Raw genomic sequence first — 23,477 nt, 5'->3', positions numbered from 1 at the left:
GGCGCTGTCCACCATTCCCGCGTTCCAGCAAGGAGACTCGCATGACAGCGAACCGCCCCGGGGTCGACGACCGCCGTCCCCGTATGACCGTCATCGGCACCGGCTACCTCGGTGCGACCCACGCGATCTGCATGGCCGTCCTCGGCTACGACGTGCTCGGCGTCGACGTCGATCAGAAGAAGATCGATGCCCTCGCCGCAGGCCAGGTCCCGTTCTACGAGCCCGGACTGCCCGAGAAGCTGGCCGAGGTGCTGCAGACGGGGCGCCTGCGCTTCACCACCGACTTCGATGAGGCCGCCGCGTTCGGCGACGTGCACTTCATCTGCGTCGGCACGCCCCAGCAGCAGGGTTCCGAGGCGGCGGACCTGCGCTTCGTGGACTCTGCGTTCACCGAGCTGGCGCGGCGCATCACCCGCAAGGCCCTCCTCGTCGGCAAGTCGACCGTGCCGATCGGAACCGCGGCCCGCCTGACGCAGCTTGTCCAGAGCGTCTCCCCGATCGGCGCCGAGCTCGAGCTGGCGTGGAACCCGGAGTTCCTCCGCGAGGGCTTCGCCGTCGAGGACACGCTCCACCCCGACCGTCTCGTCTTCGGCGTGCAGAGCGAATGGGCGGAGCGGATGCTGCGTGACGCGTTCGCCCCCCTGCTGGCCGACGGCGTCCCCGTCGTCGTCGCAGACACCGCGACGGCCGAGCTCGTCAAGGTCGCCGCCAACTCGTACCTGGCCACGAAGATCTCGTACATCAACGCGATGGCCGAGGTGTGCGAGGCGACCGGCGCCGACGTGAGCCTGCTCGCTCGGGCGCTGAGCTACGACGACCGCATCGGCGGGCGGTTCCTCAAGCCGGGCCTCGGCTTCGGCGGGGGCTGCCTCCCGAAGGACATCCGCGCCTTCCGTCACCGCGCGGCCGAGCTCGGGGTCGGAGCAGCCGTGGAGTTCCTCGGCGAGGTCGACCAGATCAACCTCCGCCGCCGCGCCCGCACGGTCGACCTCGTGCGCGAGCTCGCCGGCGGAGACCTGCGCGGCGTCCGCGTGGCGGCGCTCGGAGCGGCCTTCAAGCCGAACTCCGACGACGTCCGCGACGCGCCGGCGCTCGATGTCGCCCGCATGCTCTACCTCGAGGGCGCCAAGGTCACGGTGTACGACCCGGAGGCGATCGCCAACGCCCACCGCGCGTACCCCGACCTCGACTACGCCGAGAACATGGGCAAGTGCGTCCGCGGCGCCGAGGTCACCGTGCTGCTCACCGAGTGGGACCAGTTCCGCCGTGCCGACCCGACCCTCCTCGGCGAGCTCGTCGCCCAGAAGCGGATCGTGGACGGCCGTCATGCCCTCGACGCCACCGCCTATCGCAAGGCCGGCTGGGAATACCGGGCGCTGGGGCGCCCGGCAGTGGTCGACACATCTGTGTTGATCGACCACGAGAAGGACGCGGTCGCCTGACCCGTCCCCGGGCCGGCCGCGGCATCCCCTCCCCCGCCGCGGCCGGCCCGCCACAGAGTTCTGCCGGGACCGACACTTATCGGGAGTGCCGGTCCCGGCAGCGCATCGCATGCCGCGCGCCTCGAACCGCGGCCATCGGACACCCGTCGTCGTCATCCCCGCTCGCCCCCAACGAGGGGGGAGTTCTGTAGAGCCCCCACTCCGGGACGACGCCGGGTGAGGTCCCCTCGTGGCGTCTTCGGGCGCCGCGAGGGGACCGCCTCACGCTCGGCCGCGAGCGGCGCGCCGGCGGACTCCCGTCAGGACGCTTCCGCCTGCGGCGCGTCGACCGTGCGGCGGATGCCTGCAGCCGGTCGGGCGGTGACGAGGATCGGCAGGTGGTCGCTGAGGCCCTGAGGGAGCGTGCGCACCCGGTCGATCTCGAACCCCACCGACGTCGCGAAGTCGTAATGCCCCCGGAAGAAGCGGTAGCGGGTATACGTGCGCGAGTCGCTGAGGTTCAGCTCGTACCCCTGCTCGCGCACCTTCTGTCCGAGGTGCTCCTTGAAGACCGGGTAGTTGTAGTCGCCGACCATGAGAGCCGGGATGCCGTCGCCGAGGCTCTGCAGCTCGGTGAGCGCCGTGCGGATCTGGTGCCGCCGCAGCGAGTTCAGCGCGGTCAGCGGTGCCGCGTGGAACGAGGCGACGATGAGTTCCCGCCCCTCGTCGATGTCGTGGAGGCGCACCCCCAGCAGTCGCTCCTCCGCAGGCTTGAGGACGCGGTCGTGAAGCGACTTCTTCAGCGCGAGCGCGCGGACATCGACCGCGCGGTACGTGTTCTCGCGGTAGTAGACGGCGAGGCCCAGGCGGTTGCGCTGCGTCGAGTCGGCCAGACGCAGCCCCGAGATCACCTCCGGAAGGTCCGACGTGTCGGCCTCCTGGAGGCACAGCACGTCCGCGCCGTGGCGCTCAACCAGGTGGGCGAGCTCGCCGGCGGCGCGGTGCTTGCGCAGGTTGTACGAGATGACCTTCATGTGGAGACCACGATACGAGGGATCCGGGTCCGCGTCGCGACCCGGCGGGAACGCACAGAAAGCTCATGGCCCAACAGGAGGTGACGACGACAGCTTCCGGATCCCCCGCGCCGGGTGATCCCGGGCCGCCGGACAGAACAGGTGTGTAGCATCGGAGCACCGCGCCGGCGCGCGCGGACGGTCGTTGGGGCGGCCGCTGGGGCGCTTGACATTTCTTGCCGAGAGAGGCCTGACGCCGAAATGAGCAGTACCGTCGACGATGTGCAGACCGCGGTCATCATCGAGGATGACGCCGAGATCCGCCACATCCTCTCCGAGGTGCTCGAGTCCGCCGGATTCTCGACCGTCTCGGCCGACAACGGCATGGACGGCGTTCGGGCGGTCCTCGCCCACAAGCCGCTGCTGACGACGCTCGACGTCACCATGCCCGGTATCGACGGCTTCGAAGCCGCGCGGAGGATCAGGGCCCAGTCCGACACCTACATCATCATGCTCACCGGCCTCCAGGATGAGGCGGACGTCGTCGCGGGCCTCGGCGCCGGCGCCGACGACTACCTGTTGAAGCCCTTCCGTCCGCGTGAGCTGCGCGCCCGCGTCGACGCGCTGCTGCGGCGGGCGCGGGCGGGTGCCCTCGCCGGCGCCGGCCTCGTGCCGGAGACCGCCGCACCGAGCGCCTCCGGCGCACAGCCCCCGACCGTTCCACCACCGAGCGACCGGCAGCCCGCCGACCTCGCCGACCCCCAGCCGACGACATCCGCGGCGTCCCTTCCCGGGTCGGAGGCCGCCGCAGGGGGCCGAGCCCTCGACACCGCGCCTGACGGCGACTGGCTGCTGCACCGCGATCTGCGTCTGCACCCCGAGAATCGGATCGTCCTCCTGGACGGCGACGACCTCGACCTCACACGCACCGAGTTCGATCTGCTCGCCACGCTGCTCGAGTCCAAGCGGCGTGTGCGCAGCAAGGCCGACCTGGCGCTGGTCCTGCGGGGCGAGTCGTACGTCACCAGCTACTTCGTCGGGGATGCCGACAAACGCGCTGTCGAGGCGCACATGACGAACCTGCGACGCAAGCTCGGGGACAGCCCCACCAGCCCCCGCTACATCGAGACCGTCAGGGGCGTCGGCTACCGGCTCACGGCGGACGAGGCCTGAGACATCGGACGGACGACGGTGGGGGTGCCCCTTCCCCCGAAGGACACCCCCACCGCTCTCCCCAGACGGGCCCCCAGAGCCCGCACCGACGCGACCCCCTCTGCGTCAGGTCTTCGATCCGCTCTGCTGACGGATGGATATGTGCACCTCGCGGACGAGCGAGCTGATCCTCGTCACGTAGCCGGCGCGCTCCACCTGCAGGGCGAGCAGCGGCTCGGAGTCCGCGCTGTCTGCGGCCCAGGGCGTCGACCGGTCGTGGCGCGTCATCACGTTGCGAAGGGCGCGGGTCGAGAAGATCGCGAGCATGCCGCCGCCGGCGGCCGCGACGCCGGCGATGCGCGGAGCGGCCATCGCTTCGGACACGAGACCAGCGACGGCAGTGGTGTCGGCGATGGCGTCGCCGTCCACGGCGAGCAGGTAGTCGTGGCCTTCCACCAAGGTGTAGCCGTAGTTCAGCGCGCCGGCCCTCCTGTCGCGGTTCTTGCCGATGTCGTGGACGAACACCTCCGTGAACTCTTCGCCGAGTTCGGTGACGACCTCGTGCGGGCCCGCGAACTCCGAGGCGGCGCGGACGGTCGCGTCGGACGTGTTGCTGACGACGACGTGGATCACGTCGGGCACGAGGGTCTGCGCGAGCAGCGAGTCGAGCACCGCAGCGATCGATCCCTCGTCGTCGCAGGCCGGGACGATGCAGCCGATGGTGGACCGGCTCACCGGCGCGCCGTCGAGGACCGCCGGGACCACCGGGTCGGTGGTGGTGCGGGTGCCGATGGCGCTCATGGTGGTCTTCCGGGTCGATTCGTGCTGACGGGTTCCACGTTGCCAGGCCGACCGCAAGGCGCTCACCGGACGGACGCGGCATCCGCTCGCTTCTTGCGCAAGGTTCCCGCAAGGGGACCACAACCCGCTCCCGCCGCGTCGCCGCGTGCAGCGGGGGGCCGCTCACTAGACTCGCTCCCATGGCTACCGGGGGGCTAGCGGAAGAGAAGGCGCTCGGCGCGCCTGACTCCCGCACGCGCTCGATCTGGCTCACGCAGCTGGTGCTCGCGGCGAGCGTCGTGATCATCGCGGTCCTCGTCGTGGCGCTGCAGCCGGAGCTCTTCGGGCAGTGGAACTTCGTCGCCGGCATCCTGGCCCTCGTCGCACTCACCATCGCGACGCTCGCTCTGCCGTGGTCGCGGCTGCCGAAGGACGCGGTGCTGGTGATCGTGTTCCTCGACACGCTCGCCATCGGACTCGTCGCCAGCAGCACCGAGCTGCGCCTGGGCTTCCTGTGGGTGTTCCCCGTCATGTGGGCCGCCATGTACTTCCCGGCGACGGTGCTCGCGGGCGTCCTCTCTCTCGTCGGCGTCATCCTGCTGTTCGACTCCACCACCGCGCCCAGCAGCACGGCCGCCCTGCGCATCTTCATCGTGCTGCTCTCGCTCACGTTCATCGGGATCACCGCCCACCTCGCCATGCGGCAGATGAGGGCGCTGCGCCGCCTCCTGCAGCGCCAGGCCCGCCGGCTCGCCGAGACCCTCGACCGCCGGTCCGAGCAGGAGCGGCGCACGAACGAGATCCTCAACGGCGTCGACGCCGGGGTGGCCCGCGTGTCGCTCGGGGGCACGGTCCTCACGATCAACGACGCGTACGCGCGGCTCTACGGCCTCGATCCGCTCGACGTGAGCCTTCCGGCCAAGTCGGTCGAGTACACGGGATTGCGCGGGATGCCGGTGCCGCTGTCCGAGCGACCGCTGGCCCGGGCCGCGCGGGGCGAGCTCTTCACCGACGCACGCGTGTGGGTCTTCACCGGCGACGGCGAGTGGCGCGTGCTGTCGGTGAGCTCGAAGCGCCTGAGCGGATCCGCCCGCGAGGACGCCAGCATGCTCCTCCTCGCGCACGACGTCACGGCGATCACGCACGCCCAGCGCGAGCGCGAACGGCTCTCCGCGATCGCCTCGCACGAGCTGAAGCACCCGCTGACGGTGATGATCGGCAACGCCGACCTCGCCCTCGAGGACGACGACATCACGCCGCGCACCCGTGAGCGGCTCGAGACGATCCTGCGCGCCAGCGAACGGGTGCTCGAGATGACCTCCAGCATGCTCAAGACCTCGCGCACGGCGTTCGCCGGGCGCGAGTCGTACGACGACATCGACGTGCGCCAGATCGTGCTGGACTCCGTGGACTCGTTCCGGCCCACAGCCAGCGCCCACGACGTCGCGATCGACCTCGAGGTGCACGAGGCGCTGCCGGCGACGGCGGACGGCTTCCGCATGCGACAGGTCATCGACAACCTCGTCAGCAACGCGATCAAGTACACGCCGCGCGACGGCGACGTGCGCATCGCGGGGTCGCTCGACGGCGACAGCGTGGCGCTCACGGTGTCCGACACCGGCATCGGCATCTCCGAAGAGGACCTGCCGAACATCATGACGCCGTACTTCCGCACCGACACCGCCAAGGACACCGCGACGGGGACCGGCCTCGGGCTCGGGATCACGCGTGAGATCGTCACCGCGCACGGCGGCACCCTCACGATCGAGAGCGAACTCGGCTCGGGCACGACGGTCACGGTGCGGCTGCCGCGCTTCGCCCCCGAGAGTGCCCCGGGCGGGAATGGAGCACCGTGAACGACATCGTCGACATCACCGCCGGCGCAGGCCTGGCCATCGCGCAAGCCGCCATCGCGACCCTCGCGACGATGCTGACGATCGGTGTCGCCTTCCTCTCGAAGCCGTCGCGCGCGACGCTCCTCTGGTCGTTCGCCTTCGCCCTCGCGATGGTGTCGACGTTCGGCGTCGTCGCCGGCGAGGTGACCGGCTCCGAGACGATCCGGAGGATCTTCCTCGGCCTGCTGATGGGCGCGCCCGCCCTGCTCTGGTCGGGTTTCCGCGCGCTGTGGGGCCTGCGCTCGCTCCCGTGGATCGGGCCGGCGCTCGGCGTGATCTCCGCGGCGCTGCTCGTGGCGTCGGGCGACACGACCTGGTTCAGTCCCGCCTATCGAGCGGTGTTCTTCGCGGCGTCGGTGTTCGCAGGGCTCTTCTTCTGGGACTGGGTGCGGGTGCCCGCCCGCCGCGACCGGGTGACGCTCCCCTTCGCCGTCATGTCGCTCGCCTTCTTCGCCGTCGGCACCGCCAACGCCGTCGCCGGCTTCCTGTTCCCGCCCACGACCGGCGACGACCTCGCCCTCGTCAGGCTGGTGACCTCGATCGGCATGCTGGCGTACACGGCGTGCGCGCTCGTGGCCGTCGTCGGCATCTCGACCCGCGACACCCCGTTCGCCCGCCCCTCCGCCGTGCCCGCCGAGTGGCAGCGGTTCGAGCTCACAGCGACCGACCGTCTCGCACGGGCGCGCGCGTCGGCCGAGCCGTGGTCGATCGTCTACCTGCGCCTGGACAACGCCACGGAGCTCCGCCAGATGGGCGGACCCGCGGTGCTCGCCGCCCTGTCACGACGGTTCCTCGACGCCGTGCGCGCCGTCTTCCCCGCCGAGGCCGACGTGGGATCGCCGACGCCGGGCACCGCGGTCGTGCTCGTTCCGCGCAGTGACGCCGTCGTCCGCGACCATCTCCGCACGGCGCTCGAGCGCATCTCGGGCCTCGAGGTCGACATGAAGCTGGCGATCCGGCCGTCCGCGAGCGCCGGCTGGGCGCCCGTGTCGGTCGTCGGGTACGACCTGGACGCTCTCCTCTACATGGCACGCGAGGCGGCGACGCTCGCCAGCGAGAACGGCGGGGATCGATGGGAGCGGGTCGGCGTGACCGTCACCGACCGCCTGCTCAATCCCCTGCAGCGGTCCTGATCGCGGCGGGCGAGGAGCTGCAGCGCGCAGTCACTCCGGGTCCCGGCGCGCGCGCGTCTGCTCGGCGCGCTGGGCGAGCAGCTCGTCGGACGGATAGCCGACGGCCGTGAGCGTGAGGCCACGCGCGGCGAGCACCTTCACCTCGGGCACGCGCTCGCGTCCGTCGCGGATGTCGACGACGTCCTCGGCGTCGAGCCGCCCTTCGCCCACGGCGACGCAGCCGCCGACCAGGGCTCGCACCATGCTGTGGCAGAAGGCGTCGGCCTTGACATTGGCCAGGAGCACGCCGTCGCGATCGCGGCGCCAGTCGAACTCGAGCAGCGTGCGGATCGTCGTGGCCTCCTCGCGCGGCTTGCAGTAGGCCGCGAAGTCGTGGAGTCCGATGAGGGCGCGGGCCGCGGCATCCATCGCCCCTGCATCGAGAGCGGTGCGCACGGTCGTGGTGCGGTGCCGCTCGAGCGGATCATAGCCGGACACCGCGTCGGCGATGCGGTACTCGTAGCGTCGCCACACCGCCGAGAAGCGCGCGTCGAAGCCCGCGGCCGCCGGTGCGGTGCGGGTGACGACCACGTCGGAGTAGGCCCCCACGACGCCCGTGAGTCGCGCGGCGAGCGCAGCCACCGGATCGTGCTCCGCAGCGCCCGCTCGCGGTCGGCGCGCGAGCAGCCGCTCCCGCTGCAGGTCGTCGAGGTCGACGTGGGCGACCTGCCCGGTGGCGTGCACACCGGCATCCGTTCGCCCGGCGACGACGAGTCGGGGAGCGCCTCCGAGCACGCGGCCGAGCGCTCCCTCGAGGGTCTCCTGCACCGTTCTCAGGCCGGGCTGACGGGCCCAGCCCCGGAAGTGCGTGCCGTCGTAGGCGATGTCGAGCCGGATCCGCACCGCCCCAGCATACGGCGACGCCCGGGCCGCGCCGGCGTCCTGGCGTCCGCGGGGGGGGTCAGCCCAGGACGCTGCGGCCGTGCGGCAGGTACTCACCCGCGGCCTGCAGCGCCATCCGCGCGAGGCGCGTGCGATTCTCGCTCTCGCGCACGATCTCGCGGGCGACCACCGGGTGCATGCGCACGATCTCGTCGAGCACGCCGACCGGGAGCACGACGACGTCGACCTCGCTCACCGCCACCGCGCGCGAGATGGTCTGCGAGCGCGACAGCGCGGTCAGCCCCACGGCGTCGTCAGGACCGAGCAGCGTCACCTGCACGAAGCCGTCCTCCTCGGTGGGGATGCCCAGCATGACGCTCCCCCTGAGGATGAACCTGGTCTCGGTGGGCACGGTGCCGGGCCGCAGGATCGACTCGCCGGCGCAGTATCGCTCGAGGCGCGCATGCGCGGCGAGCGCGTCCGTCTCTCCCGGCTTGAGGCTCAGCGTGGGCGAGATCTGGCGCAGCGCGTCCTGCAGCCGGGCGGGGGTGCGCCAGTCGTCGGTGAGGTCGCCGTCCAGGTGCAGCTCGGCCCGGCGGGCGGCGTACCAGACGCGCGTCGCGAAGGTGTCGAGCACGGCGGGCCGGTCTCCGGGATTGCGGAGCGGGATCGCGACCGAGTACTTCCCGCCGGTGAGCGTGGCGGCCGTCGCGTCGCGGTCGGGCGCGATGAGCGGGATGTCGCGCGCCACGGCCACGAGGAGCTCGCGCACGCGACCGGGCGGATCGTCGCTGCCGAACTCGAGCTCGAACACCGCGGCGTAGGGGTCGGGGTTGCGCGAAAGGTTCACGAACGATCCATCGGCCAGCTCGGCGGTCGGCATCACCACGATGCCGTTGCCGGTGTCGAGGTGCACCGCACGCCAGTTGACCTCGACGATCTGACCGCGCGTGCCGCCCGTCTCGATCCAGTCGCCCAGCTCGAACGGCGCCTCGAAGATGAGGAACAGCCCCGAGACGATTGACCCGACGGCGTTCTGCAGGGCGAGGCCGACCACGATCGACGTGACGCCGAGGGCGGCGAAGACGCCGGCGACGTCGGCGCCCCACACCCACCAGAACACCGCGGCGACGCCGAGGATGATGAACACGAACCGGATCAGATCGCTGAAGATCGTCGGGAAGCGGTCGCGCCACGACCCCTTCTCTGCGCGGTGGAACACGAGGTGGTTGATCGCGTTGATCGTCACGACGATCACGAGCAGGCCGAAGACCGTCCAGACGACCCTCGGCCAGGTGCCCTCGCCCTGCCACGCGCCCGGCTGGCTGATGAGCACCAGGATCCCCGCAACCGGCACGAGATAGTTGCGCACCATCAGCACGATGGGAGCGGCCCTGCTCCCACGCCGCGCAAGCGCGTTGTGCAGCTCCGTCAGGCCGATGAGCGCCAGGGGCAGCCCCACCGACACGATGACGGCGGGCCAGAACCACGGCTGCGAGACGATGTCGGCCATCGGATGCCTCACCCCTCCACGACGATCGCGGGGGCCTCGACCTTCCAGACGCGCTGCACGCCGCTCTGCGTGTCGACATCGCCGGCAGGGTGGATCGGGATCGAGTCCGGCAGGCGGTCCGCCACCCGCTGGGTCACGTAGATGCCCGGCTCATCGGAGTCGCCCTGCACGCGGAAGGCCAAGTTCACGGCATCCCCCCACATGTCGTACACGACGCGGGCGCGGCCGATGAGTCCGCTGGTCACCCGGCCGGAGTCCAGGCCCGCCCGCAGGTCGAGCTTCACCCCCTGCTGCGTGGAGTACCGTTCCAGGATCGCGTCGAGCTCGAGGGCGAACTCGACCGCGCGGCGTGCGTTGTCCACGCGCGGCGTCGCCAGGCCGCAGCTGGCGAGATAGCTCTGGCGCGTGGTGCGCACCCGCTCCACGCCGTGCCGCTCTGCCGCTTCGTCGAACGTGCGGATCAGGTCGTTCAGGCGGGCGATGGCCTCGTCGGACGACATCGAGAGGGCGAGCTCCTCGAACCCGACGATGTCGGCGAAGACGACCGTGACGTCGTCGCTGTCCTGCGTGATCGCGTCGTCGCCGTGCTTGTACCGGTTCGCCATGCCCTCGGGCATGAACGACAGGATCAGCTGCTCGTTCGCCTTCTCCCGCTCCTCGATCAGGTGCGACTTGACCTGCAGGCTCCGGCTCATGTCGTTGAAGGCGTTGGCGACGTCGGCGAGCTCGTCGCTCGACCCGGCGTCCACCTGGACGCCCTCGTCTCCGGCCGCGATGCGCTGCGCGGCGAACTTCAGTCGACGCAGCGGACGGACGAACACCTGGGCGAGCACGAGCGAGAGGAGGCAGACGAAGATGATCATGCCGGCCGTCGACAGGATGAGGTTGCGCGTGAAGTCCTCGACGGGGACGAGAGCCTCGGCGGAGGTCTCCTGCGCGACGATCACCCAGTTCAAGCCGTCGACGTTGAGGGGTGCGAACGCGATGAGGCTGTCGCGCCCGAGATAATCGCGCTCGAGCAGCGCGCCGTCCTCGCCGGAGAGCGCGCGCGTGACCGCCTCGCCCGAGATCGCCTGCTGCATCAGGGTGTTGCCGTTCTGCACGCTGAGCGCTGCCGTCTCGGGCGCGAGGCCGGCCGCGACGGCCGCCGACTCGTAGGCCTCCGGGTCGTCGACGAGCTGCCGCGAGATCGACCGCATCAGCAGGTCGCGGCCCACCAGGTACGTCTCACCGGTCGCGCCGAGCCCGTTCATCGCCCACTCGCCGCCGACGGTCATGACGTCGTTGATGCGATCGATGGGCAGCTCGATCGCGAGCGCGCCGATCACCTCGCCGCCGTCGGCGATCGGCGTCACCGCCCAGCCGGCCGGGTTGCCGAGGCTCGGACTGTACGGGGCGAAGTCCGCGATCACGACGTCGTCGACGATGTTGCGGTCCATCACCGCGCGGTATGCGACGGCGAGGTTGGACAGCCGGTACGGGCCGTCGAAGAGGTTGGTGCCGAGGTCGACGCCCTTGAACGCCGTGTAGACGACGTTGCCCTCGGTGTCGAGCATGAGGACGTCCTCGAAGTCCTGCAGCTCGGTCATCGCGCGGTAGTACGGGTGGTAGCGGGCGTGCGCCTGCGACCACGAGCTGCCGTCGCCGGCGTCGCTCGCGACGATGGCGTCCTCCCAGTTGTCGTACGGGATGACGTAGTGGTACTGGAGATACCGCTGGGCGGCGTCCTTCGGCGCGAACGTCGAGCCGTCGACCGACTCGCCCGTCGCCTCGGCGAGGTCGGCGGCGAAGACGTCGCGGTAGTAGGCGTCCACCTGCGCGGAGGACGAGGCATCCGTCTCCTGCTGTTCGAGCTCGCGGAAGGCGGCGGTGAACTCGCGTGCGGCCTGCCTGCTCGTCTCGTTCATCGCGCTGAGGCGCACGGCGTTCTCGATCGAGCCGAACAGCTGCGCGACTTCGCGCGAGCGGTTCTCGCGGATCTCGACGAGCTTGTCGTACGCGATCGTGCGCAGCGCCTCGGTGCCGTTGACGTAGCCGATGATGCCCACGACGATGCTCGACAGCACGCTGACCGACAGCAGCATGATCAGGAGGATGGAGTAGATCGACAGGCCGGCGCGTCGGCGAGCGCGCGGTGTGCCCACCCACTCCGCGGGTGCCGCTGTCGGCGTCGTCTGCTCGGACAACTCGTCTCCCCCCTGCACCGGTCCGGCGCAGGAAAGCAATCCCCATGGCCCCGCCTGCGCGAGGTTGCGCCAAGACTAGCGGCAGCGCTCGCCCGCCCGGTAGAGCCGCCCGCGACGCGCCCTGATACTCCCGGTCGCCCTCCGGCGCCGAAGTACAATGGCCTCTCCCCCATACAGAACTCATGACGTCGACTGTGCCTGCCGCTCCCCCAGCCCGCTACGCGGGCCTCGATGGACTCCGCGCGATCGCCGTCACCCTGGTGATCGGCTACCACCTCTTTCCTCCCGCCGTGCTGCCCGCCGGCTTCGTGGGCGTCGACGTGTTCTTCGTCATCAGCGGCTTCCTGATCACGAGTCTTCTGCTGCGCGAGCACGACGCGAGCGGCCGCATCCGCCTCGGCGAGTTCTGGAAGCGCCGCGCCCGTCGCCTCGCGCCCGCCATGGCTCTCGTGCTGACGGTGTGCTCGACCCTCGCCTGGGTCATCGGTGGCGACATCCTGCTCCGCCTCGGACAGCAGGTGCTCGGGGCCCTGACCTTCAGCTACAACTGGATCGCGATCGGCGCCGGCACCGGCTACTTCGAGGGCACGACGCCCGAGCTCTACCGCAACTTCTGGTCGCTGTCGGTCGAGGAGCAGTTCTACGTCGTCTGGCCGCTCGTGCTGCCGCTGTTCCTCCTGATCCCCCGGGGCGCGGCGCGCGCGGCGGCGGCGCTCGCCCTCGCCGCCGCCTCCGCCGTCTGGATGGGCGGCGTGATCGCGGGCTGCGCCGATCCGACGCGCGGGTACTTCGGCACCGACACGCACTCGTTCGGCATCCTCCTCGGGGTCGCGCTGGCCTTCGTGCTCGCGCCGCTGCTCTCTCGGCCGGCGGGCGGGCCCGGACCCGTCGGCGGGCCCGTGGCACGGCGGGTGAGCGGATGCCTCGGCATCGCGGCCGTCGTCGGCATCGGCGTGGTCGCGTCGCTGCCGTCGGCGGACGGTGGCGCGGCGTTCCCCGGCTCGCTCCTGGTGGCGAGCGTCCTCACCGCCGCGGCGATCGTCGCCGGGGTGTGGCCCGGCTCGTGGTTCGGACCTGCGCTCGACCGGCCGCTGCGCTGGATCGGGGACCGCTCGTACGGCCTCTACCTGTGGCACTGGCCCCTGCTCGTGCTCGCCATGGCGTCGGCGCCGGCGCTCGGCGCCGAGGTGCCGGTCGCCACCGGGATCGGGGTGCTCGCGGTGACGCTGGTCGCCGCGGAGCTCTCGTACCGCTTCGTCGAGACGCCGGTGCGCCGCCTCGGGTTCCGGGCGTCGCTGGTGCGCCTGCGCGATCTCAGCCGCGCCGGCGCACGCGGCCGCCTGCGACTTCTCGGCGTGGCCGCCGCCGGGGCGATCGTGCTCGGAGGCACATCGGCTGCGATCGCCGCGGCGCCCGCGGAGTCGACCGGCGAGACCGTGGTCGCCGCCGGACAGGCGGCCCTCGACCGTGCGACCCGCTCACCCGAACCCACGCCGCCCCCGACGCCCGCCGTCTCGGCGCCCGCAGCGGATCCGAGACCGGCGGCGTCCGGCCTCCGTGACCTCCGCGCGAAGCCGTCGCCGATGCCGAGCCCCACCGAAGTCGTCGGTGCGGAGGTCAGCGCCGTCGGAGACTCCGTCATGCTCGCATCCGTGCCGGCGCTGTTCGAGCGGCTCCCGGGCATCCAGGTCGACGCGGAGGTCTCGCGCTCGTCGTGGGCGGGTCCGGCCCTCCTCGAGAAGCTCGCGGCCGCCGGAGAACTGCGCCCCTACGTCGTCGTCGCCCTCGGCACCAACGGACCGGTCGACCCCGGTGCGCTCGAGCGCATGGCCGAGATCGCCGGTCCCGACCGGCACCTCATCCTCGTGAACGCCTTCGCTCCGCGGGATTGGATCGCCGGCGTCAACGCCGACCTGGCGGCCTTCGCCGACGCGCACCCCGGCGTCGTCGTCGCCGATTGGGCAGCAGCCATCGCGCCGCGCACGGACCTGCTGGCGGGCGACGCGATCCATCCCGGCGCCGAGGGCGGCGCGGTCTTCGCCGAGACCGTCGCCCGTTCGATCGTACGCATCGAGCGCGAACGCGCAAAGGAGCAGTACGCGCGCGAGCTGCGGCTGTACGAGAACCTCTCGCGGCGGCCGCAGCCGCTCGCCGAGTAGTCCCGGCGGGCTTGTCGTCGGACCCCGCCGAACGAGGACGTCTCGCGGAACGAGGATCGATCGCGCCGCAGCATCCTCGATCCGCGCGAACTCCTCGCCTCAGGACGTGGGCTCATCGACCCCATGCGCGCATGACGTCTCGCGGCCCCCACTGCCCCGGAGACGCAGCGAGACCCGCGGCCCCGAAGGGCACGCGGGTCTCGCGGTGCAAGGGTGGCCTCGACGGGGTCGAGACGTGCCGGGCGGCTGCGCCCGGCGGCCCGATTACTCGGACTTCTCCTCGGCGGGGGCCTCGACGGCCTCCTCGGCGGCAGCCTCGGCGGCGGCGCCCTCCTCGGGCGACTCGGCGCCGGCGTCGGCGGCCTCGTCGGTGGCGGGCGTCTCCTCGGCCTCAGCCTCGGCCGGGGCCTCCTCGGCGACCGGAGCAGCCTTCGCGGCGGACTTCTTGGCCGACTTCGCCTTCGGCGTCACGGGCTCGAGGACGAGCTCGATGACGGCCATGGGCGCGTTGTCGCCCTTGCGGTTGCCGACCTTGGTGATGCGGGTGTAGCCACCCTCGCGCTCGGCGACGAGCGGCGCGATCTCGGTGAACAGGACGTGCACGACTTCCTTGTCACCGATGACCGACAGCACGCGACGGCGCGCGTGCAGGTCGCCGCGCTTGGCGAACGTGATCAGGCGCTCGGCGAGCGGACGCAGGCGCTTGGCCTTGGTCTCGGTCGTCTTGATCGACTTGTGCGTGAACAGCGCGGCGGCGAGGTTCGCAAGCAGCAGGCGCTCGTGTGCGGGACCGCCTCCGAGGCGGGGACCCTTCGTGGGCTTAGGCATTCTCAGTTACTCCAGTGTGAAAAGTCGGTCGGGTACCGGTACTCAGACGGTCTCGTCGTCGTAGCCGCCGTAGAAGTGCGCGCCGTCGAACCCGGGGACCGAGTCCTTCAGCGACAGGCCGAGCGAGACGAGCTTGTCGCGCACCTCGTCGACGGACTTCTGACCGAAGTTGCGGATGTTCATGAGCTGCGTCTCCGAGAGGGCGACGAGCTCGGACACGGTGTTGATGCCCTCGCGCTTGAGGCAGTTGTACGAGCGGACCGACAGATCGAGGTCCTCGATCGGCATCGACAGCTCGTTGGAGAGGACGGTCTCGACCGGCGCCGGACCGATCTCGATGCCCTCGGCCTCGACGTTGAGCTCGCGGGCCAGGCCGAAGAGCTCCGTCAGGGTGCGGCCGGCCGACGCGACGGCGTCGCGGGGCGCGATCGACGGCTTGGACTCGACGTCCAGGACGAGCTTGTCGAAGTCGGTGCGCTCACCGGCACGAGTCGCCTCGACGCGGTAGCTGACCTTGAGCACGGGCGAGTAGATCGAGTCGACGGGGATCTGACCCGCCTCGGCGTACTCGTTGCGGTTCTGGGTCGCCGACACGTAGCCGCGGCCGCGCTCGATCGTGAGCTCCAGCTCGAACTTCGCGGTGTCGTTCAGGGTCGCGATGACGAGCTCGGGGTTGTGCACCTCGACACCGGCCGGAGCCGAGATGTCGGCGGCGGTGACCTCACCGGAGCCGGTCTTGCGCAGGTACGCCGTGATGGGCTCGTCACGCTCGCTGGAGACGACCAGCTGCTTGATGTTGAGGATGATCTCGGTGACATCCTCCTTCACACCCGGGATGGTGCTGAACTCGTGGAGGACGCCGTCGATGCGGATCGACGTCACGGCCGCGCCGGGGATGGACGACAGGAGGCTGCGACGCAGCGCGTTGCCGATCGTGTAGCCGAAGCCGGGCTCCAGCGGCTCGATGACGAAGCGGCTGCGGAACTCCCCGACCTTCTCCTCGGTCAGAGTGGGACGCTGTGCGATGAGCACTATGTGTTCCTTTCGATCACGTGCCCGCTATATGACACGTGCGGTGGGTGAGGTGTTGAGTTTTACTCGAGGGATGCCTCGGGCCGAGGCATCCGCGAAGCGTGCGGTAGCCGGGGCATCCCGAAGGATGCCCCGGCTCCGGGATGTCAGACGCGGCGGCGCTTGGGGGGACGGCAGCCGTTGTGGGCCTGCGGGGTCACGTCCTGGATCGAGCCCACCTCGAGGCCGGCGGCCTGCAGCGAGCGGATCGCGGTCTCGCGGCCCGAGCCCGGACCCTTGACGAAGACGTCGACCTTCTTGACGCCGTGCTCCTGCGCCTGGCGGGCGGCCGACTCGGCGGCCATGCCTGCGGCGTAGGGGGTCGACTTGCGCGAGCCCTTGAAGCCCACGCCACCCGACGACGCCCAGCTGATGACGGCGCCCGACGGGTCGGTGATCGAGACGATCGTGTTGTTGAACGTCGACTTGATGTGGGCCTGGCCCAGCGCGATGTTCTTCTTCTCCTTGCGGCGCGGCTTGCGCGCAGCGGTCTTGGCCTGTGCCATGTGCTTGCTCTCCTAAACCCTGGGGGCCGCGCCTTAGCGCGCCTTCTTCTTGCCGGCGACGGTGCGCTTCGGGCCCTTGCGGGTACGCGCGTTCGTCTTCGTGCGCTGACCGCGCACCGGGAGGCCGCGGCGGTGGCGCAGGCCTTCGTACGAGCCGATCTCGACCTTGCGGCGGATGTCGGCGGCCACCTCGCGGCGAAGGTCACCCTCCACCTTGTAGTTGACCTCGATGTAGTCGCGGAGCGCGATGAGCTGGTCATCGCTGAGGTCCTTGACGCGGATGTTCTCGTCGATGTCCGTCGCCTTGAGGATCTCGTTCGAGCGGGTACGGCCGACGCCGTAGATGTAGGTGAGGGCGATCACCACGCGCTTGTCGCGCGGGATGTCAACGCCGGCAAGACGTGCCATGCGGTTTCTCCTATGGAGTGAGTGGAGGTGTGGAGCAGGACCGGTGCCCGGGCCTCCGCCCGAGGTGTCCCCCGCGAACGGGTTCTGGTCCTGCCTTTGATGTGTTCAGTTGTCGGCTTCGGGCTGCGCCGGGGCGCAGCATCCGATCAGCCCTGGCGCTGCTTGTGACGCGGGTTCGACTTGCAGATGACCATGACGCGACCGTGGCGGCGGATGACCTTGCAGTGGTCGCAGATGGGCTTGACGGAGGGGTTGACCTTCATGATTTCCTGTTTCGCTGTCTTCGCCGGCGCGCCGGAGCACGGGGCGTTACTTCTCGACCGGTCTAGCGGTAGCGGTAGACGATGCGCCCGCGGGTGAGGTCGTAGGGGCTGAGCTCCACGACCACACGGTCCTCGGGGATGATGCGGATGTAGTTCTGCCGCATCTTTCCGGAGATCGTGGCGAGCACCTTGTGTCCGTTGCTCAGCTCAACGCGGAACATCGCGTTGGGGAGTGCTTCGGACACGACGCCCTCGATCTCGATGACACCGTCTTTCTTCGCCATACGCTCGCTATCACTTTTGCGGACCGGTCGGTCTGCGGTGGATGGGATTTGTGGTGCTCGGACACGCCGATGAAGGCGCAACGCACCAAAGATCAAGCATACGTGATATCGGATGCCTCGGCAAACCGCGGGCCGGATAGCCCCGGCCGCGCTCAGGAGCGGCGCCGGCGCACGACCTGCACCACGAGCACGGCTGCGCCCGCGACGAGCAGCCCCGCCCCGGCCCAGACGAGCCACGTCGGCACACCCCCGCCGGTGGCGGACAGCTCGCCGTCGCCGTCGCCGTCTCCGCCGCCCTCACCTCCGGTGTCGGTGTCGGGGAGAAGCGTGTTGACCACCGTGAACACGAGCGGCTCGTCGAAGGACCCCGCGGTGATCTGCGTCGCGCCGGGCGTGATCACCGGCGCCGACCAGAAGCCTGCCGCCGGCTCGGCGGGCGTCGCTTCGGTCACCGAGCACCACGCGCCGACCGGTGCCTCGAACGCGTCGGACGTGGTGCCGGCGCTGAGCGACCACGTGCCGGCGGCCAGCTCGTCGCCGCCGTTCTGCCCTGTCGTGCACCTCCACGCCCCGGTGAAGGAATCGTCGTAGGTCAGATCGTCGTCATTGACGACGGCCTTCTCGATCACGAAGGCCCCGACCGTCGCGGTCAGCGTGTTCGTGACGGTGAAGGACAGCGGCTCCTCCGCCGACCCGGCGGTGATCTGCGTCGCACCGGGCGTGACGACGGGCGCAGACCACTCCCCGGCGGCGGGGTCGGCGGGCTGCACCTCCGTCACGCGGCACCAGGCCCCGACGACCACCTCGACCGGATCGGTGACCTCGCCCGCCATCAGCTCCCACGTGCCCGACGTCAGTTCGGCCGCCCCGTCCTGGTCCGCCGAGCAGGTCCATCCACCCGTGAACCCTCCGGTGTAGGCGACGTCGTCCGGGTTGGCGACGATCTTCTCGATCGTGAAGGATCCCGTCGCCAGCGTGTTCGTCACGGCGAACGCCAGCTGCACTTCGTCGGCCGGCGACGGCACGACGAACTCGACCGGCGCCGGCACCGGATCGCCGTTGAGCGTCCAGCTCGGAGCGTCCCAGGCGGAGAGCCGGGTCGCGTCGAAGCCGCCGCCGACGGACTGCCGCTCGCGGAACACCACCCCCACGGTCTCGGTGATCACACACTCCGCCCCCACCGGCAGCCCCTCGACCGTCGTGGTCTCGCCGGGCGCGGCCTCCCACTCGACGATGAGCTCGCCCCCTGCCGGGGCCGGGCAGGTCACCAGACCGTGGAACGTCGTGCCAGGCGGGATCAGTGCGGCGTCCTCGGGCGAGAGGATCTTCTCGACCGTGATCGATCCGATCTCGGCCGGGGTGATCTCGGGGACGCAGTCGAACGGCGCGACGAGCCACGGATAGTTGTGGTGCTCGTTCCCCACGCCGTCCATCAGGATCGTGCCGTTCGTGTAGAGCCGGCCGTTCGTGCTCGCGGTCACGCGCAGCGTCGGCGCGGACGGGTCGGCATTCGCGCCCGGCACGAGGATGGAGCCGAGCACCTGCGACGAGCCTGCGATGTGGACCGACGTCGCGTCGACGAAGTTCCAGAGGGTGCGGGCGGCGACGACGCCGAACAGCGGCGATGCCGGGTCGTCGGCGCGCACGCCGTCCTCCGCGAAGTAGTTCGGCGCCCAGGTCACCGGGCCGCCGGTCACGTTGACGATGACCGCGGCTCCGTCGGGGATGCCTGCGAATCCGATGCCGGGATTGGCGGCCAGCACGCTCGCGTCGACCGTGAAGACCTGCGGGTCGGACGTGCCGTCGCCCGTGAAGGTGAGCAGCGCCCCCACCGTCGTCGTGCCCGTCGTCGCTTCCGCCGCGAACCCGGCGGACTCGTCGGAGATCAGCGATCCCCACGTCGACCACGGCGCGATCGCCGCCGCACCCATCCCCTGCGTGAGCATGCCGTTGTTGAGCTCGTACCGCAGCCCGGTGACCTCGTAGTCGGGGAAGGACTGACCGCCGACGCTCACGTCGCCGCCCAGCAGCTGGCCGTCCGAGATCGCGTTCGCACCGACGTCGAGCACGGTCTGCGCGCCGACGCTCAGGTCGCCGCCGACGGCGAGCATCGTGGTCCCCGGAAGAGGCACCACGGCCGAGCCCACGCCCACCCAGCCGACATTGAAGCGCCCGCCCGGCGTCTTGTCGACCGACATGTCTCCGGCGACGACCACGACGCCTTCCGCCTCGGCGGCGGCCTGACGCACCTGGAAGTCGGCGCCCGCGTAGATCGCGACGTTCTGGTCGGTCCAGATCGGGTTGGTGTTGCCCGGCCCCGGGATCGTGCCCTCGGGGCACTCCCCGATCGCGGCCGCCGCAGGCTCGGGAGCGGGTGCCGCCGTGACGACGCCCGCGCCCAGCACGAGTCCGAACGCGGCGAGCAGTGCGGTGCCGCGCGTCTTCTCCCAGGTTCGTGAGCGCATGGATCCCCCGATCGCCTGATCGGAAGCTTACTGCGCGAGGCGGGCCCGCATCGAGGCGGACCGCGGGGTCACTCGAACAGCGTCGCGAGCTGCCCAGGCTCGGGCAGCGACGAGTTCGCGATGACCTCGCCGTTGACCGTGACGGTCGGGGTGCCGATGCCGCCCGCGCCCGGCTGCACCGGGGTCTCCTCCGTGATCGCCGTCACGTAGTCGGAGTAGAGCCCGTCGTTCACGCACGCATCGATGCCCGTGACACCGACCCCCTCGGCGATCGCGATGATCTCGTCGTCGGTGAGCCCGCTCGAGCCCTCCTGGGGCTGGTTCGCGAACATGGCGTTCATGAAGGGCAGCGAGGCGTCGGCATCCGCGACCGCCACGCAGTACATCGCGTTGGCGGCCCGCGTCGAGTACTCGGTGCCCCGCGACTGGGCATCGAGGATCGAGATCGGGTGGATCGCGAGCGTGATCGTGCCGTCGTCGACGAGCCCCTCGATCTCCTCGCCGAACACCTGCTCGAACTGGTTGCAGACCGGGCACATGAAGTCGATGTAGGTGCCGAGACTGTTCTCGCCGTCGCCCACGAAGATCGCACCGGTGTCGGCGTCGATGTTCGAAGCCGACGGGGTCTCCCCGGCGACGGGGGCGTCGGAGCGGTTGTTCAGCGTCACCACCAGGACGCCGGCGAGGACGAGGGCGATGACCACCCCGGCGCTCACCCAGATGGCGAACCAGTTGACCTTGCGCGGACCCTCGGCCATGACGTCTCCTATGCGATCGGTGCCGGCGTGACGCCGAAGGGCGCGAGCCCCGCCGCGCCGCCGTCGGGCGCAGTCAGCACCCAGATGCCTCCATCGTGCACGGCGACGCTATGTTCCCAGTGTGAGCCGGGCGTGCCGTCGAGCGTCGAGACGGTCCAGCCGTCGTCCTCGACGAACGTCGCCTGGTCTCCGGTCACGACCATCGGCTCGATGGCGAGCACGAGACCGGGACGCACCTCGGGCCCGGGATCGGACACGCGGTAATTGAACACCGACGGCGATTCGTGCATCTTGCGGCCGATGCCGTGCCCGACGTATTCGCGCAGGATGCCGTAGCCCGGCTCGTTCGCCTCGATGTGCCCCTGGACGGCGGCGCCGATCTCACCCAGGTGCTTCGCCGTCGCGAGCGCGGCGATGCCCGCCCACAGCGAGCCCTCGGTGACGTCCGACAGGCGCTGCCGCTCGGCGACGATCTCGGGCCGGGTCGGGTCGTCGAGCACGACGGTGAAGGCGGAGTCGCCGTTCCACCCCTTGTACTCGGCGCCGGCGTCGATAGAGACGATGTCGCCGGGCTCGAGCGCTCGGTCGCCGGGGATGCCGTGCACGACCTGCTCGTTGACCGAGGCGCAGATGGTGTGCCGGTAGCCCCGGACCATCTGGAAGTTCGACTTCGCGCCACGGCCGGTGATGAGAGCGGATGCCGCGGCATCCAGCTCCCCCGTCGTCACGCCCGGAGCGATCAAGCCCCGCGCCGCCTCGAGAGCTGCCGCGGTGATGAGCCCGGGCTCCACCATCGCCCGGAGCTGGGCGGGCGTCTTGTAGATCGAGCGGCGGAGCGACACGGGATCAGGCCGCGGCGTCGCGGGCGATGCCGCGGGCCTCGAGCGCCGCCACGATGCGCGCGGTGATCTCGTCGAGCGAGCCGACGCCGTCGATCTGGACGACGATGCCGCGCGTGCCGTAGACGCCGAGGATCGGAGCCGTCTCGCGCTCGTAGATGCCGAGGCGGTTCGCGATGACCTCTTCGGTGTCGTCGGTGCGGCCCTGCTCCTGCGCGCGCAGCGTCAGGCGCGAGATGCTCTCGTCGCGCGGGACGCTGAGCTCGATGACCGCGTCGAGACCCTCTTCGCGGCCCTCGAGGAACTCGTCGAGGTGCATGACCTGGCTGACGTTGCGCGGATAGCCGTCGAGGAGGAAACCGCCCTGGGCATCGGGCTGCGAGAGACGGTCGCGCACGACCGCGCTCGTCAGCTCGTCCGACACCAGGTCGCCGGCCTCGATCACAGTCTTCACCTGCTGGCCGAGGTCGGAGCCCTCGGCGACCGCGGCGCGGAAGACGTCGCCCGTCGAGACGGCGGGGATGCCGAAGGCCTCGGCGATGCGGACACCCTGCGTCCCCTTGCCCGAACCCTGCGGACCCACGATGAGGAGGCGCGTCATCGGAGCAGCCCCTCGTAGTGGCGCTGCTGGAGCTGCGCGTCGATCTGCTTCACGGTCTCGAGACCGACACCGACGATGATCAGGATCGAGGCGCCGCCGAACGGGAAGTTCTGGTTGGCGCCGACCGTGGCCAGTGCGATGAGGGGCAGGAGGGCGATGCAGCCGAGGTACAGCGAGCCGGGCAGCGTGATGCGCGTCAGCACGTAGTCGAGGTACTCGGCGGTCGGACGGCCGGCACGGATGCCGGGGATGAAACCGCCGTACTTCTTCATGTTGTCGGCGACCTCGACGGGGTTGAACGTGATCGCGACGTAGAAGTAGGTGAACCCGACGATGAGCAGGAAGTACACCAGCATGTAGATCGGGTGATCCCCGTTGGTGAAGTACTGCTGGATCCAGGACACCCAGCCCGGGATCTCGTTGTCGGCGTTCGGCTGCATGTTGAACTGCGCGATGAGCGCCGGGATGTACAGCAGCGACGACGCGAAGATGACGGGCACGACGCCGGCCATGTTCACCTTGATCGGGATGTACGTGTTGGTGCCGCCGTAGGTGCGGCGCCCGACCATGCGCTTGGCGTACTGCACCGGGATGCGCCGCTGCGACTGCTCGACGAACACGACCAGTGCGACGACCACGATGCCGACGGCGAGCACGAGGAGGAAGACCTCGAAGCCGCGCGACTGCCAGATGGCCCACATCGATGCGGGGAAGGCCGCCGCGATCGAGGTGAAGATGAGCAGCGACATGCCGTTGCCGATGCCGCGCTCGGTGACGAGCTCGGCGAACCACATGATGAGGCCGGTGCCGGCCGTCATCGTGATGATCATGAGGAGCTGCGCCCACCACGCGTCGTTGGTGAGGAGCTGTTCGCACTCAGGCACGCCGGTGGTGCCGAAGAGCTGGCCGCTGCGGGCCACCGTCACGAGGGTCGTCGACTGCAGCAGTGCAAGTGCGATCGTGAGGTAGCGCGTGTACTGGGTGAGCTTCGCCTGGCCCGCCTGGCCCTCCTTGTAGAGGGTCTCGAAGTGCGGGATCACGACGCGGAGCAGCTGGACGATGATCGTCGCGGTGATGTACGGCATGACGCCGAGCGCGAAGATCGACAGCTGCAGCAGCGCGCCGCCTGAGAACAGGTTGACGAGCGAGAGCAGGCCCTGCGTGCCGGCCGAGGCCGAAAGGCACGACTGGACGTTGGGGAAGTCCACGAACGGGGCCGGAATGTGGGCACCGAGGCGGTACAGGGCGATGATCGCCAGGGTGAATGCGATCTTCCGCCGAAGGTCGGGAGTGCGGAAGACCCGCGCGATGGCGCTGAACAAGAGGATGCCTCCAGAGGGG

Annotated in this window: 21 protein-coding genes; 5 read left to right on the top strand and 16 right to left on the bottom strand. The window is 70.4% G+C overall.

What is annotated here, in order from left to right; genetic code table 11:
* The first annotated feature begins 41 nt into the window (after positions 1-41).
* Positions 42-1,442, top strand: a complete 1,401-nt coding sequence (locus OB08_RS00930) for a UDP-glucose dehydrogenase family protein (protein ID WP_461471170.1) — start codon at positions 42-44, stop codon at positions 1,440-1,442.
* 299 nt (positions 1,443-1,741) lie between these two features.
* Here OB08_RS00930 and OB08_RS00925 read toward each other — a convergent pair whose 3' ends face one another.
* Positions 1,742-2,455 (bottom strand): endonuclease/exonuclease/phosphatase family protein, encoded by a 714-nt coding sequence (locus tag OB08_RS00925; protein WP_461471168.1) that lies wholly within the window; start codon positions 2,453-2,455, stop codon positions 1,742-1,744.
* A 240-nt stretch (positions 2,456-2,695) separates the two neighbouring features.
* Here OB08_RS00925 and OB08_RS00920 point away from each other — a divergent pair, with 240 nt between their 5' ends.
* Positions 2,696-3,607 (top strand): response regulator transcription factor, encoded by a 912-nt coding sequence (locus tag OB08_RS00920; protein ID WP_461471166.1) that lies wholly within the window; start codon positions 2,696-2,698, stop codon positions 3,605-3,607.
* 105 nt (positions 3,608-3,712) lie between these two features.
* On the opposite strand, the gene OB08_RS00915 is transcribed toward OB08_RS00920, so the two are convergent.
* Positions 3,713-4,387, bottom strand: a complete 675-nt coding sequence (locus tag OB08_RS00915) for a glycosyltransferase (protein ID WP_461471164.1) — start codon at positions 4,385-4,387, stop codon at positions 3,713-3,715.
* 179 nt (positions 4,388-4,566) lie between these two features.
* Between OB08_RS00915 and OB08_RS00910 the strand changes: the two genes are divergently transcribed.
* Both OB08_RS00910 and OB08_RS00905 read left to right on the top strand, forming a co-directional pair.
* Positions 4,567-6,222, top strand: coding sequence for a sensor histidine kinase (locus OB08_RS00910; protein ID WP_461471162.1), 1,656 nt, complete (start codon positions 4,567-4,569; stop codon positions 6,220-6,222).
* Positions 6,219-7,394 (top strand): nucleotidyl cyclase domain-containing protein, encoded by a 1,176-nt coding sequence (locus tag OB08_RS00905; protein ID WP_461471160.1) that lies wholly within the window; start codon positions 6,219-6,221, stop codon positions 7,392-7,394. Before OB08_RS00910 ends, OB08_RS00905 begins: the two co-directional genes overlap by 4 nt.
* A gap of 30 nt (positions 7,395-7,424) precedes the next feature.
* On the opposite strand, the gene OB08_RS00900 is transcribed toward OB08_RS00905, so the two are convergent.
* From OB08_RS00900 to OB08_RS00890, 3 genes are read right to left on the bottom strand one after another with little or no spacing between them, the layout of a single operon-like run.
* Entirely contained in the window at positions 7,425-8,276 is an 852-nt protein-coding gene (locus tag OB08_RS00900; protein ID WP_461471158.1) for a tRNA pseudouridine synthase A, read from the bottom strand.
* Between the two features lie 58 nt (positions 8,277-8,334).
* Positions 8,335-9,768, bottom strand: coding sequence for a mechanosensitive ion channel domain-containing protein (locus tag OB08_RS00895; RefSeq protein WP_461471156.1), 1,434 nt, complete (start codon positions 9,766-9,768; stop codon positions 8,335-8,337).
* Positions 9,769-9,776: 8 nt separating this feature from the next.
* A complete protein-coding gene (locus OB08_RS00890) occupies positions 9,777-11,954 on the bottom strand; it encodes an adenylate/guanylate cyclase domain-containing protein (RefSeq protein ID WP_461471154.1) in 2,178 nt (725 codons plus the stop codon).
* A gap of 182 nt (positions 11,955-12,136) precedes the next feature.
* Between OB08_RS00890 and OB08_RS00885 the strand changes: the two genes are divergently transcribed.
* Positions 12,137-14,113, top strand: a complete 1,977-nt coding sequence (locus tag OB08_RS00885) for an acyltransferase family protein (RefSeq protein WP_461471152.1) — start codon at positions 12,137-12,139, stop codon at positions 14,111-14,113.
* Positions 14,114-14,377: 264 nt separating this feature from the next.
* On the opposite strand, the gene rplQ is transcribed toward OB08_RS00885, so the two are convergent.
* The 11 genes from rplQ to secY form a co-directional block, all read right to left on the bottom strand.
* Positions 14,378-14,941 carry a 50S ribosomal protein L17 gene (gene rplQ, locus OB08_RS00880; protein WP_461471150.1) on the bottom strand — a complete coding sequence of 188 codons (564 nt, stop codon included), beginning with the start codon at positions 14,939-14,941 and terminating at the stop codon, positions 14,378-14,380.
* Between the two features lie 42 nt (positions 14,942-14,983).
* Positions 14,984-15,973: a DNA-directed RNA polymerase subunit alpha gene (locus OB08_RS00875; RefSeq protein WP_461471148.1), complete on the bottom strand. Its 990-nt coding sequence runs from the start codon at positions 15,971-15,973 to the stop codon at positions 14,984-14,986.
* Positions 15,974-16,119: 146 nt separating this feature from the next.
* A complete protein-coding gene (gene rpsK, locus OB08_RS00870; RefSeq protein ID WP_056117708.1) occupies positions 16,120-16,518 on the bottom strand; it encodes a 30S ribosomal protein S11 in 399 nt (132 codons plus the stop codon).
* 33 nt (positions 16,519-16,551) lie between these two features.
* On the bottom strand, positions 16,552-16,926 hold the full coding sequence (gene rpsM / locus OB08_RS00865) for a 30S ribosomal protein S13 (RefSeq protein WP_461471145.1): 375 nt from the start codon (positions 16,924-16,926) through the stop codon (positions 16,552-16,554).
* Positions 16,927-17,072: 146 nt separating this feature from the next.
* Entirely contained in the window at positions 17,073-17,189 is a 117-nt protein-coding gene (rpmJ, locus tag OB08_RS00860) for a 50S ribosomal protein L36 (RefSeq protein ID WP_005050492.1), read from the bottom strand.
* 62 nt (positions 17,190-17,251) lie between these two features.
* Positions 17,252-17,473 carry a translation initiation factor IF-1 gene (infA, locus tag OB08_RS00855; RefSeq protein ID WP_018171468.1) on the bottom strand — a complete coding sequence of 74 codons (222 nt, stop codon included), beginning with the start codon at positions 17,471-17,473 and terminating at the stop codon, positions 17,252-17,254.
* A 152-nt stretch (positions 17,474-17,625) separates the two neighbouring features.
* Complete coding sequence (locus tag OB08_RS00850) at positions 17,626-19,938, bottom strand: choice-of-anchor A family protein (protein WP_461471138.1); 2,313 nt, start codon at positions 19,936-19,938, stop codon at positions 17,626-17,628.
* A gap of 68 nt (positions 19,939-20,006) precedes the next feature.
* Complete coding sequence (locus tag OB08_RS00845) at positions 20,007-20,696, bottom strand: DsbA family protein (RefSeq protein WP_461471136.1); 690 nt, start codon at positions 20,694-20,696, stop codon at positions 20,007-20,009.
* Positions 20,697-20,704: 8 nt separating this feature from the next.
* Positions 20,705-21,538, bottom strand: coding sequence for a type I methionyl aminopeptidase (map, locus tag OB08_RS00840; protein ID WP_461471134.1), 834 nt, complete (start codon positions 21,536-21,538; stop codon positions 20,705-20,707).
* Positions 21,539-21,542: 4 nt separating this feature from the next.
* Positions 21,543-22,136, bottom strand: coding sequence for an adenylate kinase (locus tag OB08_RS00835; protein ID WP_461471132.1), 594 nt, complete (start codon positions 22,134-22,136; stop codon positions 21,543-21,545).
* Complete coding sequence (secY, locus tag OB08_RS00830) at positions 22,133-23,458, bottom strand: preprotein translocase subunit SecY (RefSeq protein WP_461471130.1); 1,326 nt, start codon at positions 23,456-23,458, stop codon at positions 22,133-22,135. The genes OB08_RS00835 and secY overlap by 4 nt, the downstream gene beginning before the upstream one ends.
* Positions 23,459-23,477: the final 19 nt, after the last annotated feature.

The sequence above is a fragment of the Microbacterium sp. HJ5 genome, from assembly GCF_054824025.1.
Note: the sequence above shows the minus strand (reverse complement) of the source record. Positions and strands in the feature narration are given on the sequence as shown.

Excerpts from the sequence above, each read along its gene's own strand:
- OB08_RS00930 (WP_461471170.1), top strand. The coding sequence starts at position 42 with ATGACAGCGAACCGCCCCGGGGTCGACGACCGCCGTCCCCGTATGACC.
- OB08_RS00925 (WP_461471168.1), bottom strand. The coding sequence starts at position 2,455 with ATGAAGGTCATCTCGTACAACCTGCGCAAGCACCGCGCCGCCGGCGAG.
- OB08_RS00920 (WP_461471166.1), top strand. The coding sequence starts at position 2,696 with ATGAGCAGTACCGTCGACGATGTGCAGACCGCGGTCATCATCGAGGAT.
- OB08_RS00915 (WP_461471164.1), bottom strand. The coding sequence starts at position 4,387 with ATGAGCGCCATCGGCACCCGCACCACCACCGACCCGGTGGTCCCGGCG.
- OB08_RS00910 (WP_461471162.1), top strand. The coding sequence starts at position 4,567 with ATGGCTACCGGGGGGCTAGCGGAAGAGAAGGCGCTCGGCGCGCCTGAC.
- OB08_RS00895 (WP_461471156.1), bottom strand. The coding sequence starts at position 9,768 with ATGGCCGACATCGTCTCGCAGCCGTGGTTCTGGCCCGCCGTCATCGTG.
- OB08_RS00885 (WP_461471152.1), top strand. The coding sequence starts at position 12,137 with ATGACGTCGACTGTGCCTGCCGCTCCCCCAGCCCGCTACGCGGGCCTC.
- rplQ (WP_461471150.1), bottom strand. The coding sequence starts at position 14,941 with ATGCCTAAGCCCACGAAGGGTCCCCGCCTCGGAGGCGGTCCCGCACAC.
- rpsK (WP_056117708.1), bottom strand. The coding sequence starts at position 16,518 with ATGGCACAGGCCAAGACCGCTGCGCGCAAGCCGCGCCGCAAGGAGAAG.
- rpsM (WP_461471145.1), bottom strand. The coding sequence starts at position 16,926 with ATGGCACGTCTTGCCGGCGTTGACATCCCGCGCGACAAGCGCGTGGTG.
- rpmJ (WP_005050492.1), bottom strand. The coding sequence starts at position 17,189 with ATGAAGGTCAACCCCTCCGTCAAGCCCATCTGCGACCACTGCAAGGTC.
- infA (WP_018171468.1), bottom strand. The coding sequence starts at position 17,473 with ATGGCGAAGAAAGACGGTGTCATCGAGATCGAGGGCGTCGTGTCCGAA.
- OB08_RS00850 (WP_461471138.1), bottom strand. The coding sequence starts at position 19,938 with ATGCGCTCACGAACCTGGGAGAAGACGCGCGGCACCGCACTGCTCGCC.
- OB08_RS00845 (WP_461471136.1), bottom strand. The coding sequence starts at position 20,696 with ATGGCCGAGGGTCCGCGCAAGGTCAACTGGTTCGCCATCTGGGTGAGC.
- OB08_RS00835 (WP_461471132.1), bottom strand. The coding sequence starts at position 22,136 with ATGACGCGCCTCCTCATCGTGGGTCCGCAGGGTTCGGGCAAGGGGACG.